Genomic DNA, 16,752 nt, shown 5'->3' with positions numbered 1-16,752 from the left:
CCTTTGTATTATTTTTTGAATAACTTTTTTGAATTCGGTTTAATGGCGCTGACCTGTAATTTCTTGAAAGAATGCTTTGTTATCAGGTTCTCGCCCTAAGAAATCGACCACAAGTTGCTTAGCTTTTTTCTGTCCGCCTTGTGACAAAATCGTTTTACGGTAGCGTTCACCCACTTCAGGATTATTTAAGTTATGTCCAAAAGCTGAAAGCATATCGAGAGCGATGACCTCAGACCACATATAACCATAGTACCCAACTTGATAGCCTCCCATAATGTGACCAAACTGCCCTGGAAATTCTGTCGTTGGCGTATAACCTAAGGCTGTTTTACCTTCTAATTTCTGCCACGTTTCAAGCGATTGGGTTTGGAGTGCATCCGCGGTGTGAATCGCCATATCATACTGTGCATATAATGTTTGACGTGCATATTTCAAACCACGCCCATAATTATGTACATCTTTTAATTTGGCAATTAATGCATCATCGACTCTAGGGCAAGCAGGTTGGCAGAAATCTGCAAGTGTTGAAAGAGTTTCTTTACGGCGTGCCCATTCTTCATACATTTGTGATGGTGCTTCAACAAAATCACGCTCTACCGATGTTCCTGACTGTGAAGCATAGCGCGTATTGGACAATATGCCATGTAATGCATGACCGAACTCATGGACAAATGTTTCCAACTCATCACTATTTAAACCTTTACGATTAAAATTAGTGACGAGTGCTGAAATCGGTTTACGATCCGTCAGCGTACTTCCTCCTCGTACGCCCCATACAGCTGCATGACCATACTTACCTTCACGAGGAAATTTATCTAGATATAAACCACCTAAGAGCTGACCAGTTTTTTTGTCTGTCACATCATAATATTCAACTTCATTTTGCCAAGTTTCAACTTTGACAGGTTTAAATTCAATACCATACAGGTTGGATGAAATTGCAAATAACCAATCTTGTGATGCCTGTGTCGGGAAATATTCACGTAATTTTTCTTGATCAATTTGATACTTTTCTTGCCGTAATTTCTCACTCCAATAACCTTCACTCCAACGATTAATCTCTGCTTTTTCAACAGAAATATTAAGTGTTTTCGCTTTAAACTCACGTAAGGTTTGTACTTCTTTTTTCTCTAGAGGAGTAACAATATTATGTACTTCATTTAAAAATTGATTCACCGTTTCAGGATTCTGCGCCATGCGATTTTTTAGTTTCCAATCGGCATAACTTTTATAACCGAATAATTGTGCAAGCTCATAACGTAAATCTATGGCTTGTTTTAATAGCACTAAATTTTTTTCTGTTCCACGGCGTGTATAAGCAATTTGATAACGCTTCCGAGCATCATCACTGTCAGCAAGCTGCATAAATGGCAAATATTCAGGATAATCAAAACCTAGTAAATACTGACCCTGTTCATTTTTCTTTAAATTGGCAATATAACTGTTCGGTAAACCCCTTAACTCATCTGCAGAAAATTCAACTTTTTCAGGATTATCACGAATATTCCGCGCGAATTCTTGCTCAATCTTGGTCAAATTATCCAAAATAATTTTTAAACGAGCCTGTTGATCTTTAGAAAGTTGAATTCCCATATCTTCAAAATCATTTAAAATGTCTTGCCGATATTTAGCATCAATATCATTAGTTGTTTTAATTTTTTTAATTTGTTGATAAAGCGCAGCATCTTGATAAATTTCAGTTTGATACTGATTAATTTTCACTTCACAATCATCTGCGGCTTGACGTACTTCCGCACTCGGATTGACATTGCTATAAAAACCAACAGGACCAATAAAATCTTCAAATTCAGCAAAAATTTGATCCCACCGTGCCAATGCATTATTTTGAAGTGGCATTTTTGCAAATGCCGCTAATTTTACTTTTACAGTGGCAATTTGAGCATCACATTGTGTCGTAATTGTTTTTGAATCTAACTGAGGTAGAGTTGCACGTTGTTGCTCAGCAAAAGTTATTTGACCTATACCCATTGTTAACATACACAAGGTGGTGAGTTTAAACATTTTCATCTTTTCTCTAAGCCTTTATTTTTGCAATTTCTCATTTCAAAATACATACAATTCAATATTCATAATAAAAATCTAAGTCATGAATATCAGTTATTTTTTCAGGTCAAAGTACATCCATTCTGATGGAATAATCGGATGCTTTTTAAACCCAATCACTTTTGGTTGAGCTAAAGCATTGCGATACCGTGTCGACTCCATTTGCACAGGCATATAAACTTCCATAATACGTGCCATTTTCCGATATAAGGCATCACGCTCAGGACTTGGACGCATTTTTTGTGTCTGTTCATATAAACGATCATATTCAGGAATTTTCATGCAGCCATTGTTGGTGGCATGAATGTTCTTGCCATAAAACAACTGCATAAAATTGTCGGCATCAGGATAATCTGCAATCCATGCAGATGCTTTGAACATGGTTTTACACTGTTTTTCAGCTTTAATCCCTTCAGCAAAAGGCATCGCATTAGTGGTCATTTTAATCTTAATACCATCCAAAGTTCTTTTCCAAAACTCAGCCCCTTGCTGACTTCGTGCGGTATTTCCAATGGTCATTTCTATCACTAAGGGCTTTCCATTAGGCAATGTACGCCACCCATCTGCACCAACTTTATAGTGATAGCGATCGAGCAATAAATTGGCGGCTTTAGGCGAATAAGGAATACTGCTTCTATAATTTGGATCATAGCCTACAACACCATAAGGAATCGGATATTGCAGTTTTTTTGCATCGCCCTTAGATAAGATTTTGATTTGATTATCCGCAGAATATGCCATTGCCATTGCACGGCGTAACGCAATTTTTTCTTTGCTCAAACCACCTACGACTGGGTTTTGCATATTCCAATAATGATAATCAATGGATGGGTCGGCAATCCGTGAAAGTTGTACGCCTTTTTTTACCAATTCAGGTTTTAACTGACCATTTTCAATGGCTTGTGCTGTTAGATCTCCCCCCAAGACAAAGAGGTCTGTTTCATTTTTACTAAATGACAACCATCGTGATTGCTCTTCTTCCATGACTTGAATATCTATAACGCCAATTTGAGGCATTTTTTTGCCTTTCATTACATTAACGATTTTCTGATCTTCAGGACTTGAGGCTTTAAAATCCCAAATAAAACCTCGAAAATCAGGATTGGCTTTTAAAATAATCCGTGAACCGGGCACCCATTTTGCAAGTACGTATGGCCCCGTTCCTACAGGATTTTTCATGGCAAAGCCTGATTGATCTCGATAATATTCAATCACTTCACGAGCCACTGCACCTGCAGGTTGATGGGCAAGCAGCATCGGAAAGTTTTGATCGGGCTGAATCAGTTTAATCACAAGCGTATAACGATCAGGAGCGGATAAGCCTGTCACAGGCAGATCATCGTTAAACTTACCTGTTTTTTTGGCTTGTTCGAGTACTTTATCCATGCCTAAAAATTTACCATCAAACAACCAACTGTTCGGTGAACGTAACGCTGGATCAAGTAAACGCTTATAAGAATATACATAATCTTCTGCTGTCAATTCTCGTGCTTTACCTTTAAATGCAGCATCTTTTGCGAAATAAATGCCTTTTTGAATTTTAAAGGTATAGGTCAGACCATCTTGACTCACATCAGGCAATGCAACCGCAGTACGAGGGACTAACTTTAATGGTGATGCCAAGTAGTCATAGGTATACAACCCTTCAAAAATTGAATTATGTACATGTGCAGAATATAAATCCTGTGTTCCAGCAGGATCAAAACCTGTTTCAGCCACTGGAAAAACATAACGTAAAATTTTATTAGGATCGGCAGAACTTTGAGCAAATGTGGGTAAAGCGCCAACGAACAATGCACTTCCCAATAAAACCCAACCTCCACGCTGTATCAATGTCCGATTCAAATTATCCCTCATTATGTTCTTTAACGTATTCTTATCTTGCGCTTGATTTTTTCATCACAACGAATCTGCTTCATTTACTTTGAATGTATTTTGTTGTTTATCGCAATTCTATTTATACCTTGAATAAAGTAATAAAAGTCAAAAAGAAGGTTCATTTACGCTATTTTTCTTTTTCATACTCATGATATCCGCATATTAGATACTAAAAATCATACTTAAAACTATCGCATTCACCATGTCGTTATTGTCTAATTACTTTTTATATGAAAAAATTTCGATTCACTTCAAAATATAAAAATTAATTTTTAAATATGAAACATAAGTATTTTATTTATCTCATTTTGCTCATTATTTGGCTTTTAGCAAGTGCGTATATGGCTTGGCAAGGACAATATATTTCAAGCTATCTTGAGTCGCGCGGTATGCTTCAACAAGAGTATAACTATCCTACAGATGGTGTACTGTTCTGCATTGCAGTATATGCTTTTGTCTGTATCAATTACGCATTATTATTTAGTTTTGATTTTTGCATTAAACACCCATACAGCAGTTACTTACTTGCAACTATTATTCCTACGCTAATGACTGCATTGGCTTTTTTAGGTGCAATGCATGCCTCAAGTCATTGGGGCGCTTTTATTGTGGTCATGCTTTTTACATTTTTATTACACTTTTTATTGGTGCCTATTCTCATGAGCATCCATCGGAAATATATTTCAAATTTACCAAAGACAGCCGAGTAAAAGCTGTCTTTTAAATTTTCATATTACCCAATATTTTAAACTGATTGATTCTGTTTCCAAAATGTATATAAATCGGTATCTGAACTAGACTTTAACTGAGTAAAGCTTAAACCCTCTTGCACGTGTGGGTCTAAGCGTAACTTTTCAGCAATACTTGCTGTCGATAAACCATATGGTTCAGCATCTACATTGCTAAAAGCATAAACAATTTTTTCAATACCAGACATTCGCATCGCAGCCAAACACATGGGACATGGTTGCCCACTCGCATAAACAACACAATCTTTCAGTAAAGTACTTTGCAATTTTAGTGCTGCCTGACGTAATGCATTCAATTCCGCATGTGAAGTCGGATCACCTGTCGTCAAAATTTGATTCACACCTGTACTGACAACTTCACCATTTTTGACAATCAGCGCGCCAAATGGACGACCACCCTGTTCCACATTGGCTTTGGCAAGTTCAACTGCCTGAGTTAAAAAATGACTATCTTTCATCGTATCATCATTCATAGGAGGTGCGTTCATCACTTTATCCATCACATTTCATTCAAAGCATTGAATTATAAATACTGATAGCCAATTTTCTCAACATGCTTTCTTACTATGTCCGTATCCTGCACACGATGAACTAAAAATATATAAGCATCTGAATCTGTGTCTATTTGCCCAATGGTCAATCCATGAGGCAATAAAGCCTGATTATAAACCGTAAATACACCGTCATTTGATACGGTCGCATCCAGACCAAACTCCGTATTTGCATCAGGCAATTGCGTTTCAATCTGCCAATTATCCTTTAAAATATATTCTAAATGCCACTGTAAATCTGTAGCTTCTTGCTTCCAATCCATATTGACAAATAATCGGATGTCTTCTTGCCATAAATACTCAATTAACTCATCAAGTGGACTAAAAAAACCTTCTTCATCAGCTTGTTTGAGTTGCTGAATGTGCTCAATGACAACTACTCTTTTAGAATGATTCTGTAGTGCAATATCTACTAGTTTTAAATACGCATTTTTCTGTTCAGGTTCTAAGTTATCAAGCTCACCATGGTCTTCAGACTCAATAACTTCATGATTTGGATCAGGCTTTGATTTATAAATGCGCTCAACTTCTTGCCTCAGTGCAAAAAAGGACTGTTCAATTTTCTGAATGGTTGCAGAATCAGTCACCGCTTCATGTAAAGCAGGGATTTGATACCATTTAACATCTTTCCCAGCCTGACATTTTCGTAATTCTAATTGTGCTTCAATTTTTGCAATAAAATAGAATTCGCTTGGAAAATTTGCATCATCAATATCATAGAAAATCAAAGCCACAGGTAAGTAAAAATCGCCTTCCGAAGTGCTATAAGGAAAACCATCTCGGCTTAAATGAACAAATCTAAATTGTGATTTAGCAGAGGACTGACCCAAAAGTTTCTTAAAAAATCCAACAGGTTCAGCAACAAAAAATTCAAATAGATTTTGTTCAGTTTGTTCAAATAACTCATCGAACTTTTTAAGATCAATCACTCGACTGCTTAAAGCATCCTCTGCTAATTGATTTTGATGATAATAAATCCGTACCATTCTTAAGTTCTTATTTATCGTATATTCATCTTCAAATTACAGGAATATCAATCCATAGGCTGTTCGGAAAATGTTTTGCCAAATATCCTTTTAAATACTCTGCCGTATCTTTAGAAATGAGTTCATCTTGTGATTCATCTTTAAGATTATAGGCAACAGCATATAGCTCTAAACCACGATTTTTAATGGCTTCCAGACTTAAAATAGTATGGTTAATACTGCCCAAACGCCCTGAAGTCACAAAAATGATAGGATGTTTTTTCTCAGCCACATAATCAATAGTCAATAAATCGGTCGTTAATGGAACCATTAAACCACCTGCTCCCTCAAGCAAAACGATTTCATATTTTTCAGCAAGTTGTGCAGTGGCATTTTCTATTTTTTGAAAATCTATTTCACGACCATCAATTTTGGTCGCTAAATGTGGCGAAGCAGGATAAGTGAAAATCTCAGGCATAGTCAGCTTCATTTCATCTTCAGGAAACCAACCCATACCCATAATTTCACGATGCTGTTCAATGTCTTCTGAAATATCAACATTGCCCGTTTGAATTAGTTTTTGCGTGATGGTTTTTTTGCCTTGCGCATTCCACAATTTTGCCAAATAGCCTGTCGTGTAAGTTTTACCAATGCCTGTGTCAATACCACTAATAAAGTAAACTGAACCTGTCATGGCATTCTCCGTGCGATGCAATAAATCGGATGATAAGTCAACAGATACTGCTGTTGACTTAACTCATCACTGAATGAAAATTGTTGATAATCTTGATAAAAATCTGCAAGTGTTTGTTTCGTCCAGCGAAAATTAGACGCGGTTGCCGTTACACCTGTGGCTTTTAAATGTTGTAAAACGTGTTTCGGATGGTCAAAGTTTAAATGCGCAATTTGCTCTGAAATATGCAAAATTTCAAAACCATTTTTTTCAAGTAAACGCTGAATATTTTTAACAGATAAATAAGCTAAACCCTGCCCTGTTAAGGCTTTAATTTCTTCTAGGTTTCGCTGCCCAAAGGTTGAAAAGCAAAAATATGCCTGATGATTTAAAGTTAAAAAGCCTTTTTGGAAAATAGCTTCTAAATTTGTCACCCATTGCAAAGCTGAACTCGAAGCAATCAAATTTAAATCTTCTGGAAACTCCAGCTGTTCAATATCGCCAATCAGATACTCTATCTTGGCATTGGCTAGAAAATGTTGCTGAATTTCAGAATAGAGATCATTTAAAATCAGTTTTTTAAACTGTAAATTTTCCATCAATAAATGGCTTAAATTGCCCGAACCACACCCTATTTCAAAAATATTGAGCGATAAATGAGATAATAAAGTAGGACAATATTCACCTATTAATTCAAATAAATGCTGTGCAATCTGTTTTTGTACAACTGCATGTCCTGAGTAGCTTTGCCCTGCTTGTGCAAAACGCAAAGCCACATGTGATTTATTTATTTCAGATTTTTTATTCACGCGATCCATCACCATCAGCTCACAACAATTGTGCAAGCTGAGCAATTTCAACATCGGAAATTTGTGCAGTCAATGAAATACGTAAGCGTGAACTATGTTGTGGCACAGTCGGTGGACGCACAGGCATGATGTAAAAACCTGCATCTTGTAAAGCCTTTGCTTTCTCTACAGTTTTAGTCGACTCACCAATAATAACAGGCACAATATGTGAAGTTGATGGGCAATCAAAACCTTTGAAAATCACAGCTTGCTGTAAAGTTTGGCTGATCTGTTGTAAATGCTGACGCTGAGCATTTAGATTCAGCACTTTTTTAAAAATAAAATCTGTCCAAGCCATACAAATGGGCGGTTGTGCAGTACTAAAAATAAGAGGGCGCATCGAATTTATTAAATAATCTCGAATAATCGAATGACAAATCAAATAGCCACCAATCGAGGCCATCGCCTTACCAAAAGTTCCGACTAAAAAATCAATATTATCGACTACGCCATATTGTTCAGCACAGCCCAAACCTTGCTCACCACGAACACCAATCGCATGCGCCTCATCGACATACAGCATAACTTTTGAAAATTGCTTTTTAATTCGAACCAATTCAGCTAAATCGGTTTCATCACCATCCATGCTAAAAATGGATTCTGTGACGATAATAATGCGTTCGAAGAGTTCATCTGCATGATATTTTTGTAAAAGCTCTGTCAAATGTCCGAGATCATTATGACGATAACGCACATATTTCGCAGTCGATAAACGAATCCCATCTATCATACTGGCATGAATCAGTTTATCGGCAAGAATCAGCGTTTTACTGTCAGATAATGCAGGTAAAACTCCAATATTCATGTGATAGCCACTGTTAAATAATAGTGCAGAACGACCATGAAAAGCCTGACTTAAACTCGCTTCAAGCTGTTCATACTCTGCGAAATTTCCTGTCAATAAACGGGAAGATGATGAACTCATCCAACGCTGGGCATTTGGTGTTTCATCAAAAAACTGTTCACGAAGCTCAATATTGGATGCTAAACCTAAATAGTCATTCGATGCGAGATTCAGCATTTTTTTATGCTGAATGGTGATGTAGCGATCTTGCTGAATATTGGACGTAAATTGACGTAAATTGCCTTGTTGTTTTAAGTCATCAAGCTGGGCTGAAAAATGCTCAAGCAAATGGCTCATGCGACATACTCCTGATTTGGAGTCATGGTTTCAACAACTTCAACCATTTGTTCCAACAAAATTTTTAATTCTTGCTCAGAGATAATGTAAGGAGGCATCACATAAACCAATTTTCCAAATGGACGAATCCAAATACCACGGCGTACAAACTCTTGTTGAAGGATTTTCATATCAACATTAAAGGTCAATTCGACTACACCTATTGCGCCTAAAACACGTACATCACGCACATGGTCAAGCTGTTCAAGTGTCTGTAAATTTTTACTTAATTGTTTTTGGATGCGCCCTATATTGGCTTGCCAATCTTGTGAAATCAGTAATTCTGTGCTTTTTACAGCCACCGCACATGCAAGCGGATTTGCCATAAAAGTTGGACCATGCATAAACACGCCTGCTTCGCCTTGACTGATGGTTTCAGCGACTTTCTTGGTAGTTAATGTCGCAGATAAGGTCATGTAACCGCCCGTCAAACCTTTGCCAATACACATAATATCAGGTTCGACACCTGCCCACTCCCATGCAAAGAGTTTTCCTGTACGCCCAAAACCTGTAGCAATTTCATCAAAAATCAATAGGATATTGTATTTTTCACACAACAATTTAGCTTGACGTAAATATTCAGGATGGTAGAAACGCATTCCACCTGCCCCCTGAACAATCGGTTCTAAAATTAAACCTGCAATGTGTTCATGCTGTTCTGCTAAGGTTTTCTCAAGTTCAGCTATGTCATCCTGATTCCATTCTTCATCAAAACCCACCTGTGGTGCTGGTACAAAAATCCGATTCGGCAAACTTGAACCAAAAATTTGATGCATCCCCGTAACAGGATCACAAACCGACATGGCATTCCATGTATCTCCGTGGTAGCCCGAACGTGGCGTGACAAAATTGTTTTTAATAACCTTGCCTTGAGCATGCCAAAACTGCACCGCCATTTTCAAAGCCACTTCGACAGCGACTGAACCTGAATCAGCAAAGAAAATTTTATCTAAACTTGGCGGAGTGATTTTAAGCAGTAATTTTCCCAGTTGAATCGCAGGATCATGGGTAAAACCACCAAACATGATATGTGACATATTTTGTAGTTGATCAGTCACCGCCTGATTTAGCTCAGGATGGTTATAACCGTGAATCGCACACCACCAAGATGACATCCCATCAATGAGTTGACGACCATTTTCAAGTTCAATGATTGCCCCTTGTGCCCTTTTCACCTTAAAAGTCGGTAATGGATGTGTCATCGAAGTATAAGGATGCCAAATATGTTGTTGATCAAAAGCTTGATCATCTAATCCGGTTAATGAATTAGTCAATGAATCGGTCATCCTTAACTCCATGTGCAACATCTACAGCAAAAAATTTAATTCACTGATCTTAAACCTGCATGAATTAAAAATAAATTGCGAGATTTGCCACTTATCAGGATGTTTGATTTATTTTTTGTAAATATTGGCAGATTTTGTCAGTTATGCTTTCAAATTGAAAAATAGGAAAGCCATGTGAGCCACTTACTAACTCAACCGCTAAAAACTTTGCATTGAAATTTTGAAGATTCTCTACAACTTTGTAACTAACTAAAAAATCTTGTTTAGCAAACAAATGATATTGATGACCTATATAATTTTTTAAGATACTCACAGTATTAAGTTGCTCCAAACAATTCAAACCTTGTTTTATAATGTCTAAATTCTGTGGCTGTATCAAACCTTGTAAAGTGACAAATTCTTGCTTATGGGTTGCTGTACCCTGACAAACCATAAAGCCAAATTTACGTAATGTCGCAATGGCATCATGTTCAAAAGACTGTGTAAAGTTCTGAAATGTCAGTTGATCCATTGCCGTATGCCATTCTTCATTTTGTACAAAAGAAGGATTCGATGCTAACGTAATCAAAGTTTTTTGCTGCTGAAATTGTTTTGAAATTTGATCAACCAAGAGTGTTGCAAGTTGCCCACCCAATGACCAACCTATAATTACATCAAAATCTTTGGCTTTTTCTACTTGTTCTTGCAAAATATGCTCATCTAAAGCATTAAAAATATTGATCAACTCAACGATATGACCTTTAGCTTCTAAAGCCTGTTTAAGTGATGCCAACAATTTTGTTCCACCGCCCCAACCTGTAATGAGTAAAATATTTTGCAAGATAGATCCAATTTAAAAGTGTGTTTGTAATGAGTATATCGAGTTCTTAAATAATTATTCATTGCAAATCAATATCAATAACATTATTCACTCACAAGATTCTGAAAAAATTGCTAAGATAAAATTGTACTCATTGAGGGAAGTAAGCATATGTTAAATCAACAAATAAACTCATCAAAAATATGTCATATCAGTCTACTTTCCACCGTACTCATTTTCGGGTTCAATAGTACAGCTCAAGCAGAGACTTCAATTTTATCGAATCCATCAAATCAACAAAAACAATGGGTTGGAAAACCTGCACCCGCTTTTAAACTGCAAGACCAAAACTCTAAATGGCATGAGTTAAAGCAATACAAAGGCAAATGGGTTGTCTTATATTTTTATCCTAAAGACAATTCACCTGGCTGTACCCAAGAAGCCAATGAATTTAAAGCACTTTATCCGCAATTTATTAAAAACAATGCCGTAGTTTTTGGTGTTAGCTTAGATGATGTCAAATCACATCAAAAATTCTCTGAAAAGCTAGGGCTAAATTTCCCAATTCTTGCTGATCAGAATCACCAATTGGCAACGCAGTTTGGTGTTGTGCGTAATTTAGGTATTACCAAAATTGCCAAACGTGAAACATTCCTTATCGATCCACAAGGCACTATTGTTTATCACTACAGCAGTGTCAATACACAAACCCATGCAGGGCAAGTATTGGCGGATATTCAGAAATTTTCTAAAAAATAAAATGGTCTATGATGTACTTTAATAAAATACATCATAGATATAATTTCTTTTAAAAAATAAATAATTAATAGTGATGTATTTCACTTTAATACATTCATTTCTTTGTAATTCCAAAAAATTAACAAACTTTCCACGCTTAGCTCTAAATGGGAAGTCAATTGTTAACCCTGAATGACTTGTCAAATTTAAATCATCTACATGATATTCATATATTTCACCATATTTTGTCTTATATTTACCTGAATAATAGGCACAACCCTCAATAATATTATTAGGATCCTCCGCTTTAAATAAAGCGTACTTTGGCAAAACAATATATGTATATACAGGTCGTATGATCAACTGAAAAAGCATCAATAACAAAAGTAAAAGTATCACAGAGATAAAAACAGTCTTGTGGTTAAAGTCTATCATTGTTTTAAATTTTATCACTGACTATCACCCACTCACACATAGAGCGCCTCATCATATCATTATTTTATTCAGTCATAATCAATTACCAATCTTCTTAATATAGATTTTCAATTCCTAAAAAAGTTAAACATTCTTAAATTTTTATTCAATTTCAAAGAAATGCTTTTCTGTCACAAGCTTAATTTTGATCTCATTATAATACCGAATCATTGGATCTCGAACGTCTTTACTTAACATATCAACAAAACTATCTTCTTTCATGAGTTTAGAATACGTTTTATAACCCAAAATTAATTTTTGTGGTTCTGCATTCTCTCTAAAATCTTTAATTCGCTTATTAAGCTCTTTTAAATCAATAATCATATTTACCACTCCCGACTGTTATACCGACTGTAGCAATTAATTATTACAGTTTAATTGTCACGCTTTTCAAAAATAAAAACTTTAGTTCCATTCATGGAGTTTCAAATTGAATTCATTCTATTGACCAAAAATATCATCAGACTTTCCCATTCTCGTCATTGCACTCTGTACTTTATTTAGTACACTCGAAACACATAACAATTTTAAAGTCATATACAAAGGAACAGCTATGAGCGAGGCTTACATCATTGATGCCATTCGCACACCACGCGGAAAAGGGAAAAAAGATGGTTCACTCTATGAAGTGAAACCGATTACATTACTCACCACATTACTCAACGAACTCAAAGATCGCCACAATTTAGACACCTCTAAAGTGGATGACATCGTACTCGGTTGCGTGACCCCCATTGCCGATCAAGGTGGTGATATTGCCAAAACTGCAGCGATTGCGGCAGGTTGGAACAATGATGTTGCAGGTGTTCAGATTAATCGCTTCTGTGCATCGGGTTTAGAAGCTGTCAATATGGCAGCGCAAAAAGTTCGTTCAGGTTGGGAAGATGTTGTCGTTGCAGGTGGCGTAGAATCAATGTCACGTATTCCAATGGGTTCAGATGGTGGACCTTGGGCGCTTGACCCTGAAACAAATTTAAAATCACATTTTGTTCCACAAGGTATTGGTGCCGATCTGATTGCCACTTTAGATGGTTATAGCCGTTCAGATGTTGATAGTTTTGCGGCAAACTCTCAACAAAAAGCTGCTGCTGCACAAGCTGCAGGACGTTTTGATAAATCTGTTGTGCCTATAAAAGACAAAGCTGGTGTATTAATTTTAGATAAAGATGAGTTTATCAAGCCACAAACAACGGCTGAAGGCTTGGCAAAACTTAATGCAAGCTTTGAAATGATGGGTGGTATGGGCTTTGATGCAATTGCTCTTCAACAGTATCCTGAAGCACAAAAAATTAACCATGTACATCACGCAGGAAACTCATCAGGTATTGTCGATGGTGCTGCTGTGGTATTACTCGCTTCTGAAAAAGCAGTGAAAGAACAAGGTTTAAAACCTCGTGCTAAAGTTCTTGCAACTGCACTTGTGGGTACAGACCCAACAATCATGCTTACAGGTCCTGCACCTGCTGCACGTAAAGCTTTGGCAAAAGCAGGCTTAACCATTGACGATATTGACTTATTTGAAGTGAATGAAGCTTTTGCATCTGTTGTGATGCGCTTTATCAATGAATTGAAAGTTCCTATGGAAAAAGTCAATGTGAATGGTGGTTCTATTGCGATGGGTCACCCACTCGGTGCGACAGGTGCAATGATTTTGGGCACACTGCTTGATGAATTAGAACGTCAAGGCAAAAAACGTGGTTTAGCAACATTGTGTGTAGGTGGTGGCATGGGTATTGCGACCATTATTGAGTTGGTATAAGGAGAATAATAATGAGCGCAATTCAATATGAAAAAAATGCGGATGGTATTGTTATCCTTACACTAGATTCGCCAAATCAATCTGCAAACACCATGAATAGTGACTTTCGTGTCGCTTTAGAAAATATTGTTTCAAAGCTTAAATCTGAAACAGATATGACAGGTATCATTTTCCGTTCAGCGAAAAAAACCTTCTTTGCAGGTGGTGACTTAGACGAGCTGATTCAAGCTCGCCCTGAAGATGCAACACCATTTTTTGAAATGATTCAAAAGATGAAAGCAGAGTTTCGTTATATTGAAACTTTAGGTCTTCCAGTCGTCGCTGCTTTAAATGGCACGGCGCTTGGCGGTGGTTGGGAAATTGCTTTAGGTTGCCACGCACGTATCGCACTCAATGATCCAAAAGCAAAATTCGGTTTACCTGAAGTGACTTTAGGTTTACTTCCCGGTGGTGGTGGTATTGTGCGTATGGTTCGCCTTTTAGGCTTACAAAATGCATTTCCATTCCTCATGGAGGGTAAGCAGTTTGGTGTAGATAAAGCTAAATCTTTAGGTTTAATTCAAGACACAGCTGAAACTATTGAAGAGCTGATGGATAAAGCGATTGCTTGGGTCAAAGCCAATCCAAAGTCACAACAACCTTTTGATGTAAAGGGCTATAAAATTCCAGGTGGTGATCCTAAAACTCCTGCTGTTGCGCAAGTTCTTGCGATTGCACCTGCAATGCTGCGTGATAAAACGAAGGGTTGTTATCCTGCGCCTGAAGCAATTATGTCTGCTGCAGTTGAAGGCGCTCAGGTCGATGTTGATACAGCACTGACGATCGAATCACGTTATTTCACTTACCTTGCGACAGGTCAAGTGGCGAAAAATATGATCGGTACATTCTGGCACGGTCTAAATGCCATTAAAGCAGGTGCGAGCCGCCCTAAAGATATTGCAAAATGGCAAGCAACGAAAGTTGGTGTACTTGGTGCAGGTATGATGGGTGCAGGTATTTCCTACTCAACTGCGACCAAAGGTATTGCTGTTATCCTAAAAGATGTTTCTCAAGAAAATGCCGATAAAGGTAAAGCTTATAGCCAAAAACTTCTCGATAAACGTGTTTCACAAGGTCGCATGACAGCTGAAAAACGTGATCAAGTTTTGAGTTTAATTACAGCGACAGCAAATGCTGAAGATTTAAAAGGCTGTGATTTGATTATTGAAGCTGTATTTGAAAATCAAGAACTTAAAGCAAAAGTAACACAAGAAGCTGAACATTACCTTACGGATGGTGGTGTGTTTGCATCAAATACATCAACATTGCCAATTACAGGTTTAGCAAAAGCTTCTAGAAATGAAGCAAACTTCATTGGTCTTCATTTCTTTAGCCCAGTCGACAAAATGCTGTTGGTTGAAATCATTAAAGGTCAAAATACGTCTGCGGAAACTTTGGCAAAAGCATATGACTATGTTCAGCAAATTGGTAAAACGCCAATCGTGGTGAATGATAGCCGTGGCTTCTTTACAAGCCGTGTATTTGGTACTTTCGTCAATGAAGGCTTGCGTTTACTTGCAGAAGGTGTACACCCTGCACGTATTGAAATGGCAGCGCTTAAAGCGGGTATGCCAGTTGGTCCATTGGCAATTCAAGATGAAGTTGCATTGACTCTGTCTGAACATGTGACCAATGAAACGCGTAAGGCATTGCAAGCTGAAGGTAAAGACTTACCGCACTCGCCTGCCGAAGATGTATTAAAACACATGATTCACGAGTTTAACCGTAAAGGTAAAGCTGCTGGTGCTGGTTTCTATGAATATCCTGAAAGTGCTAAAAAATATCTTTGGGATGGTTTGAGCCATTGGTCGAAAGAAGTGGATATTTCTGAACAAGAAATGATTGATCGTTTCCTCTTTGTTCAGTCTTTAGATACTTTGCGTTGCTATGAAGAAAATGTACTTGAATCTGTGGTTGATGCCAATATTGGTTCAATCTTCGGCATTGGTTTTGCGCCGTGGACAGGTGGTGCAATTCAATTCTTAAATCAATATGGTTTAGAAAAAGCATTACTACGTGCCAATACACTTGAAGCAAAATATGGTGAGCGTTTTAAAGCACCACAGAAATTAAAAGATTCTGTTACTCAAGGTAAAATCAGCTAACTTATTTTGATTTTTAATCAACAAAAAGGGATTGTTCGCAATCCCTTTTTTTATCTCTAAAAAATACATCTAAAAAATTTGATTCACCATAAAAAAGGCGATATAAAATTGTATCCGCTAGCTTTGAACCATCATTTCACTCAAATTACTGCTGATGAATCATACTGATTCACAAGATTAAAAATATAAGAATCTAATGCATATTTAAGCTAAAAGTATCCTTCAATAAATCATAGTTTTTACATTTTTTTGGTCTGAATATTGTACTTTTCATGTTATAACATTACTTAGTTCTTATCCTTTTTATCTGGAATACTCCCATGTCAGATGCCATTAAGTCTCAAGAAATTGCCAACGAAAAAAAAGGTTGGAAAGGTTTATTCATTGCCGCTGTTCTCAGCGTGTTTTTTCTAGGCATTTTTTATATGGCAATGAGTAATGAACCTGATTATATGCCAAGCAAGCAAAATCAAACTCAGCCTCATAATCAAGCGTCTACAGAACATCAACACAATGGTAAAGCCATGTCTGATGAAGAAATGAAACAGATGAACCATACAGAATCTTCATCTGAACATGCACATTAATAACATAAAAAATGATTTGATTACGCTTATCGCAGATCAAAATAAAAAAGACCTATA

The 16,752-nt window shown here is 37.0% G+C and carries 15 protein-coding genes; 5 read left to right on the top strand and 10 right to left on the bottom strand.

The window, feature by feature from the left end:
* Positions 1 to 39: 39 nt before the first annotated feature.
* Positions 40 to 2,028 (bottom strand): M3 family metallopeptidase, encoded by a 1,989-nt coding sequence (locus ACK1JC_RS06955; RefSeq protein WP_409511136.1) that lies wholly within the window; start codon positions 2,026 to 2,028, stop codon positions 40 to 42.
* Between the two features lie 90 nt (positions 2,029 to 2,118).
* Positions 2,119 to 3,921: an ABC transporter substrate-binding protein gene (locus ACK1JC_RS06950; RefSeq protein WP_409511135.1), complete on the bottom strand. Its 1,803-nt coding sequence runs from the start codon at positions 3,919 to 3,921 to the stop codon at positions 2,119 to 2,121.
* A gap of 299 nt (positions 3,922 to 4,220) precedes the next feature.
* On the opposite strand from ACK1JC_RS06950, the gene ACK1JC_RS06945 reads away from it, so the two are divergent.
* Positions 4,221 to 4,652 carry a hypothetical protein gene (locus tag ACK1JC_RS06945; RefSeq protein WP_409511134.1) on the top strand — a complete coding sequence of 144 codons (432 nt, stop codon included), beginning with the start codon at positions 4,221 to 4,223 and terminating at the stop codon, positions 4,650 to 4,652.
* 35 nt (positions 4,653 to 4,687) lie between these two features.
* Here ACK1JC_RS06945 and ACK1JC_RS06940 read toward each other — a convergent pair whose 3' ends face one another.
* The 7 genes from ACK1JC_RS06940 to ACK1JC_RS06910 form a co-directional block, all read right to left on the bottom strand.
* A complete protein-coding gene (locus ACK1JC_RS06940; protein WP_409511218.1) occupies positions 4,688 to 5,149 on the bottom strand; it encodes a nucleoside deaminase in 462 nt (153 codons plus the stop codon).
* Positions 5,150 to 5,214: 65 nt separating this feature from the next.
* The gene (locus ACK1JC_RS06935; RefSeq protein ID WP_409511133.1) at positions 5,215 to 6,228 is read right to left on the bottom strand and encodes a hypothetical protein; all 1,014 of its coding nucleotides are present in this window, start codon (positions 6,226 to 6,228) and stop codon (positions 5,215 to 5,217) included.
* A 31-nt stretch (positions 6,229 to 6,259) separates the two neighbouring features.
* Complete coding sequence (gene bioD / locus ACK1JC_RS06930; RefSeq protein ID WP_409511132.1) at positions 6,260 to 6,901, bottom strand: dethiobiotin synthase; 642 nt, start codon at positions 6,899 to 6,901, stop codon at positions 6,260 to 6,262.
* Complete coding sequence (bioC, locus tag ACK1JC_RS06925) at positions 6,898 to 7,698, bottom strand: malonyl-ACP O-methyltransferase BioC (protein ID WP_409511131.1); 801 nt, start codon at positions 7,696 to 7,698, stop codon at positions 6,898 to 6,900. Before bioC ends, bioD begins: the two co-directional genes overlap by 4 nt.
* 10 nt (positions 7,699 to 7,708) lie before the next feature.
* Entirely contained in the window at positions 7,709 to 8,869 is a 1,161-nt protein-coding gene (locus tag ACK1JC_RS06920) for an 8-amino-7-oxononanoate synthase (RefSeq protein ID WP_409511130.1), read from the bottom strand.
* Positions 8,866 to 10,194, bottom strand: coding sequence for an adenosylmethionine--8-amino-7-oxononanoate transaminase (gene bioA / locus ACK1JC_RS06915; protein ID WP_409511129.1), 1,329 nt, complete (start codon positions 10,192 to 10,194; stop codon positions 8,866 to 8,868). The genes ACK1JC_RS06920 and bioA overlap by 4 nt, the downstream gene beginning before the upstream one ends.
* 94 nt (positions 10,195 to 10,288) lie before the next feature.
* Complete coding sequence (locus ACK1JC_RS06910) at positions 10,289 to 11,017, bottom strand: lipase family protein (RefSeq protein WP_409511217.1); 729 nt, start codon at positions 11,015 to 11,017, stop codon at positions 10,289 to 10,291.
* A gap of 147 nt (positions 11,018 to 11,164) precedes the next feature.
* Between ACK1JC_RS06910 and ACK1JC_RS06905 the strand changes: the two genes are divergently transcribed.
* Complete coding sequence (locus ACK1JC_RS06905) at positions 11,165 to 11,752, top strand: peroxiredoxin (RefSeq protein ID WP_409511128.1); 588 nt, start codon at positions 11,165 to 11,167, stop codon at positions 11,750 to 11,752.
* A gap of 555 nt (positions 11,753 to 12,307) precedes the next feature.
* Here ACK1JC_RS06905 and ACK1JC_RS06900 read toward each other — a convergent pair.
* Positions 12,308 to 12,529 (bottom strand): hypothetical protein, encoded by a 222-nt coding sequence (locus tag ACK1JC_RS06900; RefSeq protein ID WP_409511127.1) that lies wholly within the window; start codon positions 12,527 to 12,529, stop codon positions 12,308 to 12,310.
* 229 nt (positions 12,530 to 12,758) lie between these two features.
* Between ACK1JC_RS06900 and ACK1JC_RS06895 the strand changes: the two genes are divergently transcribed.
* The 3 genes from ACK1JC_RS06895 (at position 12,759) to ACK1JC_RS06885 (ending at position 16,695) form a co-directional block, all read left to right on the top strand.
* Positions 12,759 to 13,964, top strand: coding sequence for an acetyl-CoA C-acetyltransferase (locus tag ACK1JC_RS06895; protein ID WP_409511126.1), 1,206 nt, complete (start codon positions 12,759 to 12,761; stop codon positions 13,962 to 13,964).
* Between the two features lie 11 nt (positions 13,965 to 13,975).
* On the top strand, positions 13,976 to 16,108 hold the full coding sequence (locus tag ACK1JC_RS06890) for a 3-hydroxyacyl-CoA dehydrogenase NAD-binding domain-containing protein (RefSeq protein ID WP_409511125.1): 2,133 nt from the start codon (positions 13,976 to 13,978) through the stop codon (positions 16,106 to 16,108).
* A 320-nt stretch (positions 16,109 to 16,428) separates the two neighbouring features.
* Positions 16,429 to 16,695 (top strand): hypothetical protein, encoded by a 267-nt coding sequence (locus ACK1JC_RS06885; RefSeq protein WP_409511124.1) that lies wholly within the window; start codon positions 16,429 to 16,431, stop codon positions 16,693 to 16,695.
* Positions 16,696 to 16,752: the final 57 nt, after the last annotated feature.

The organism is Acinetobacter sp. TY2, from assembly GCF_046269225.1.
In the GTDB taxonomy this organism is placed as follows: domain Bacteria; phylum Pseudomonadota; class Gammaproteobacteria; order Pseudomonadales; family Moraxellaceae; genus Acinetobacter.
Note: the sequence above shows the minus strand (reverse complement) of the source record. Positions and strands in the feature narration are given on the sequence as shown.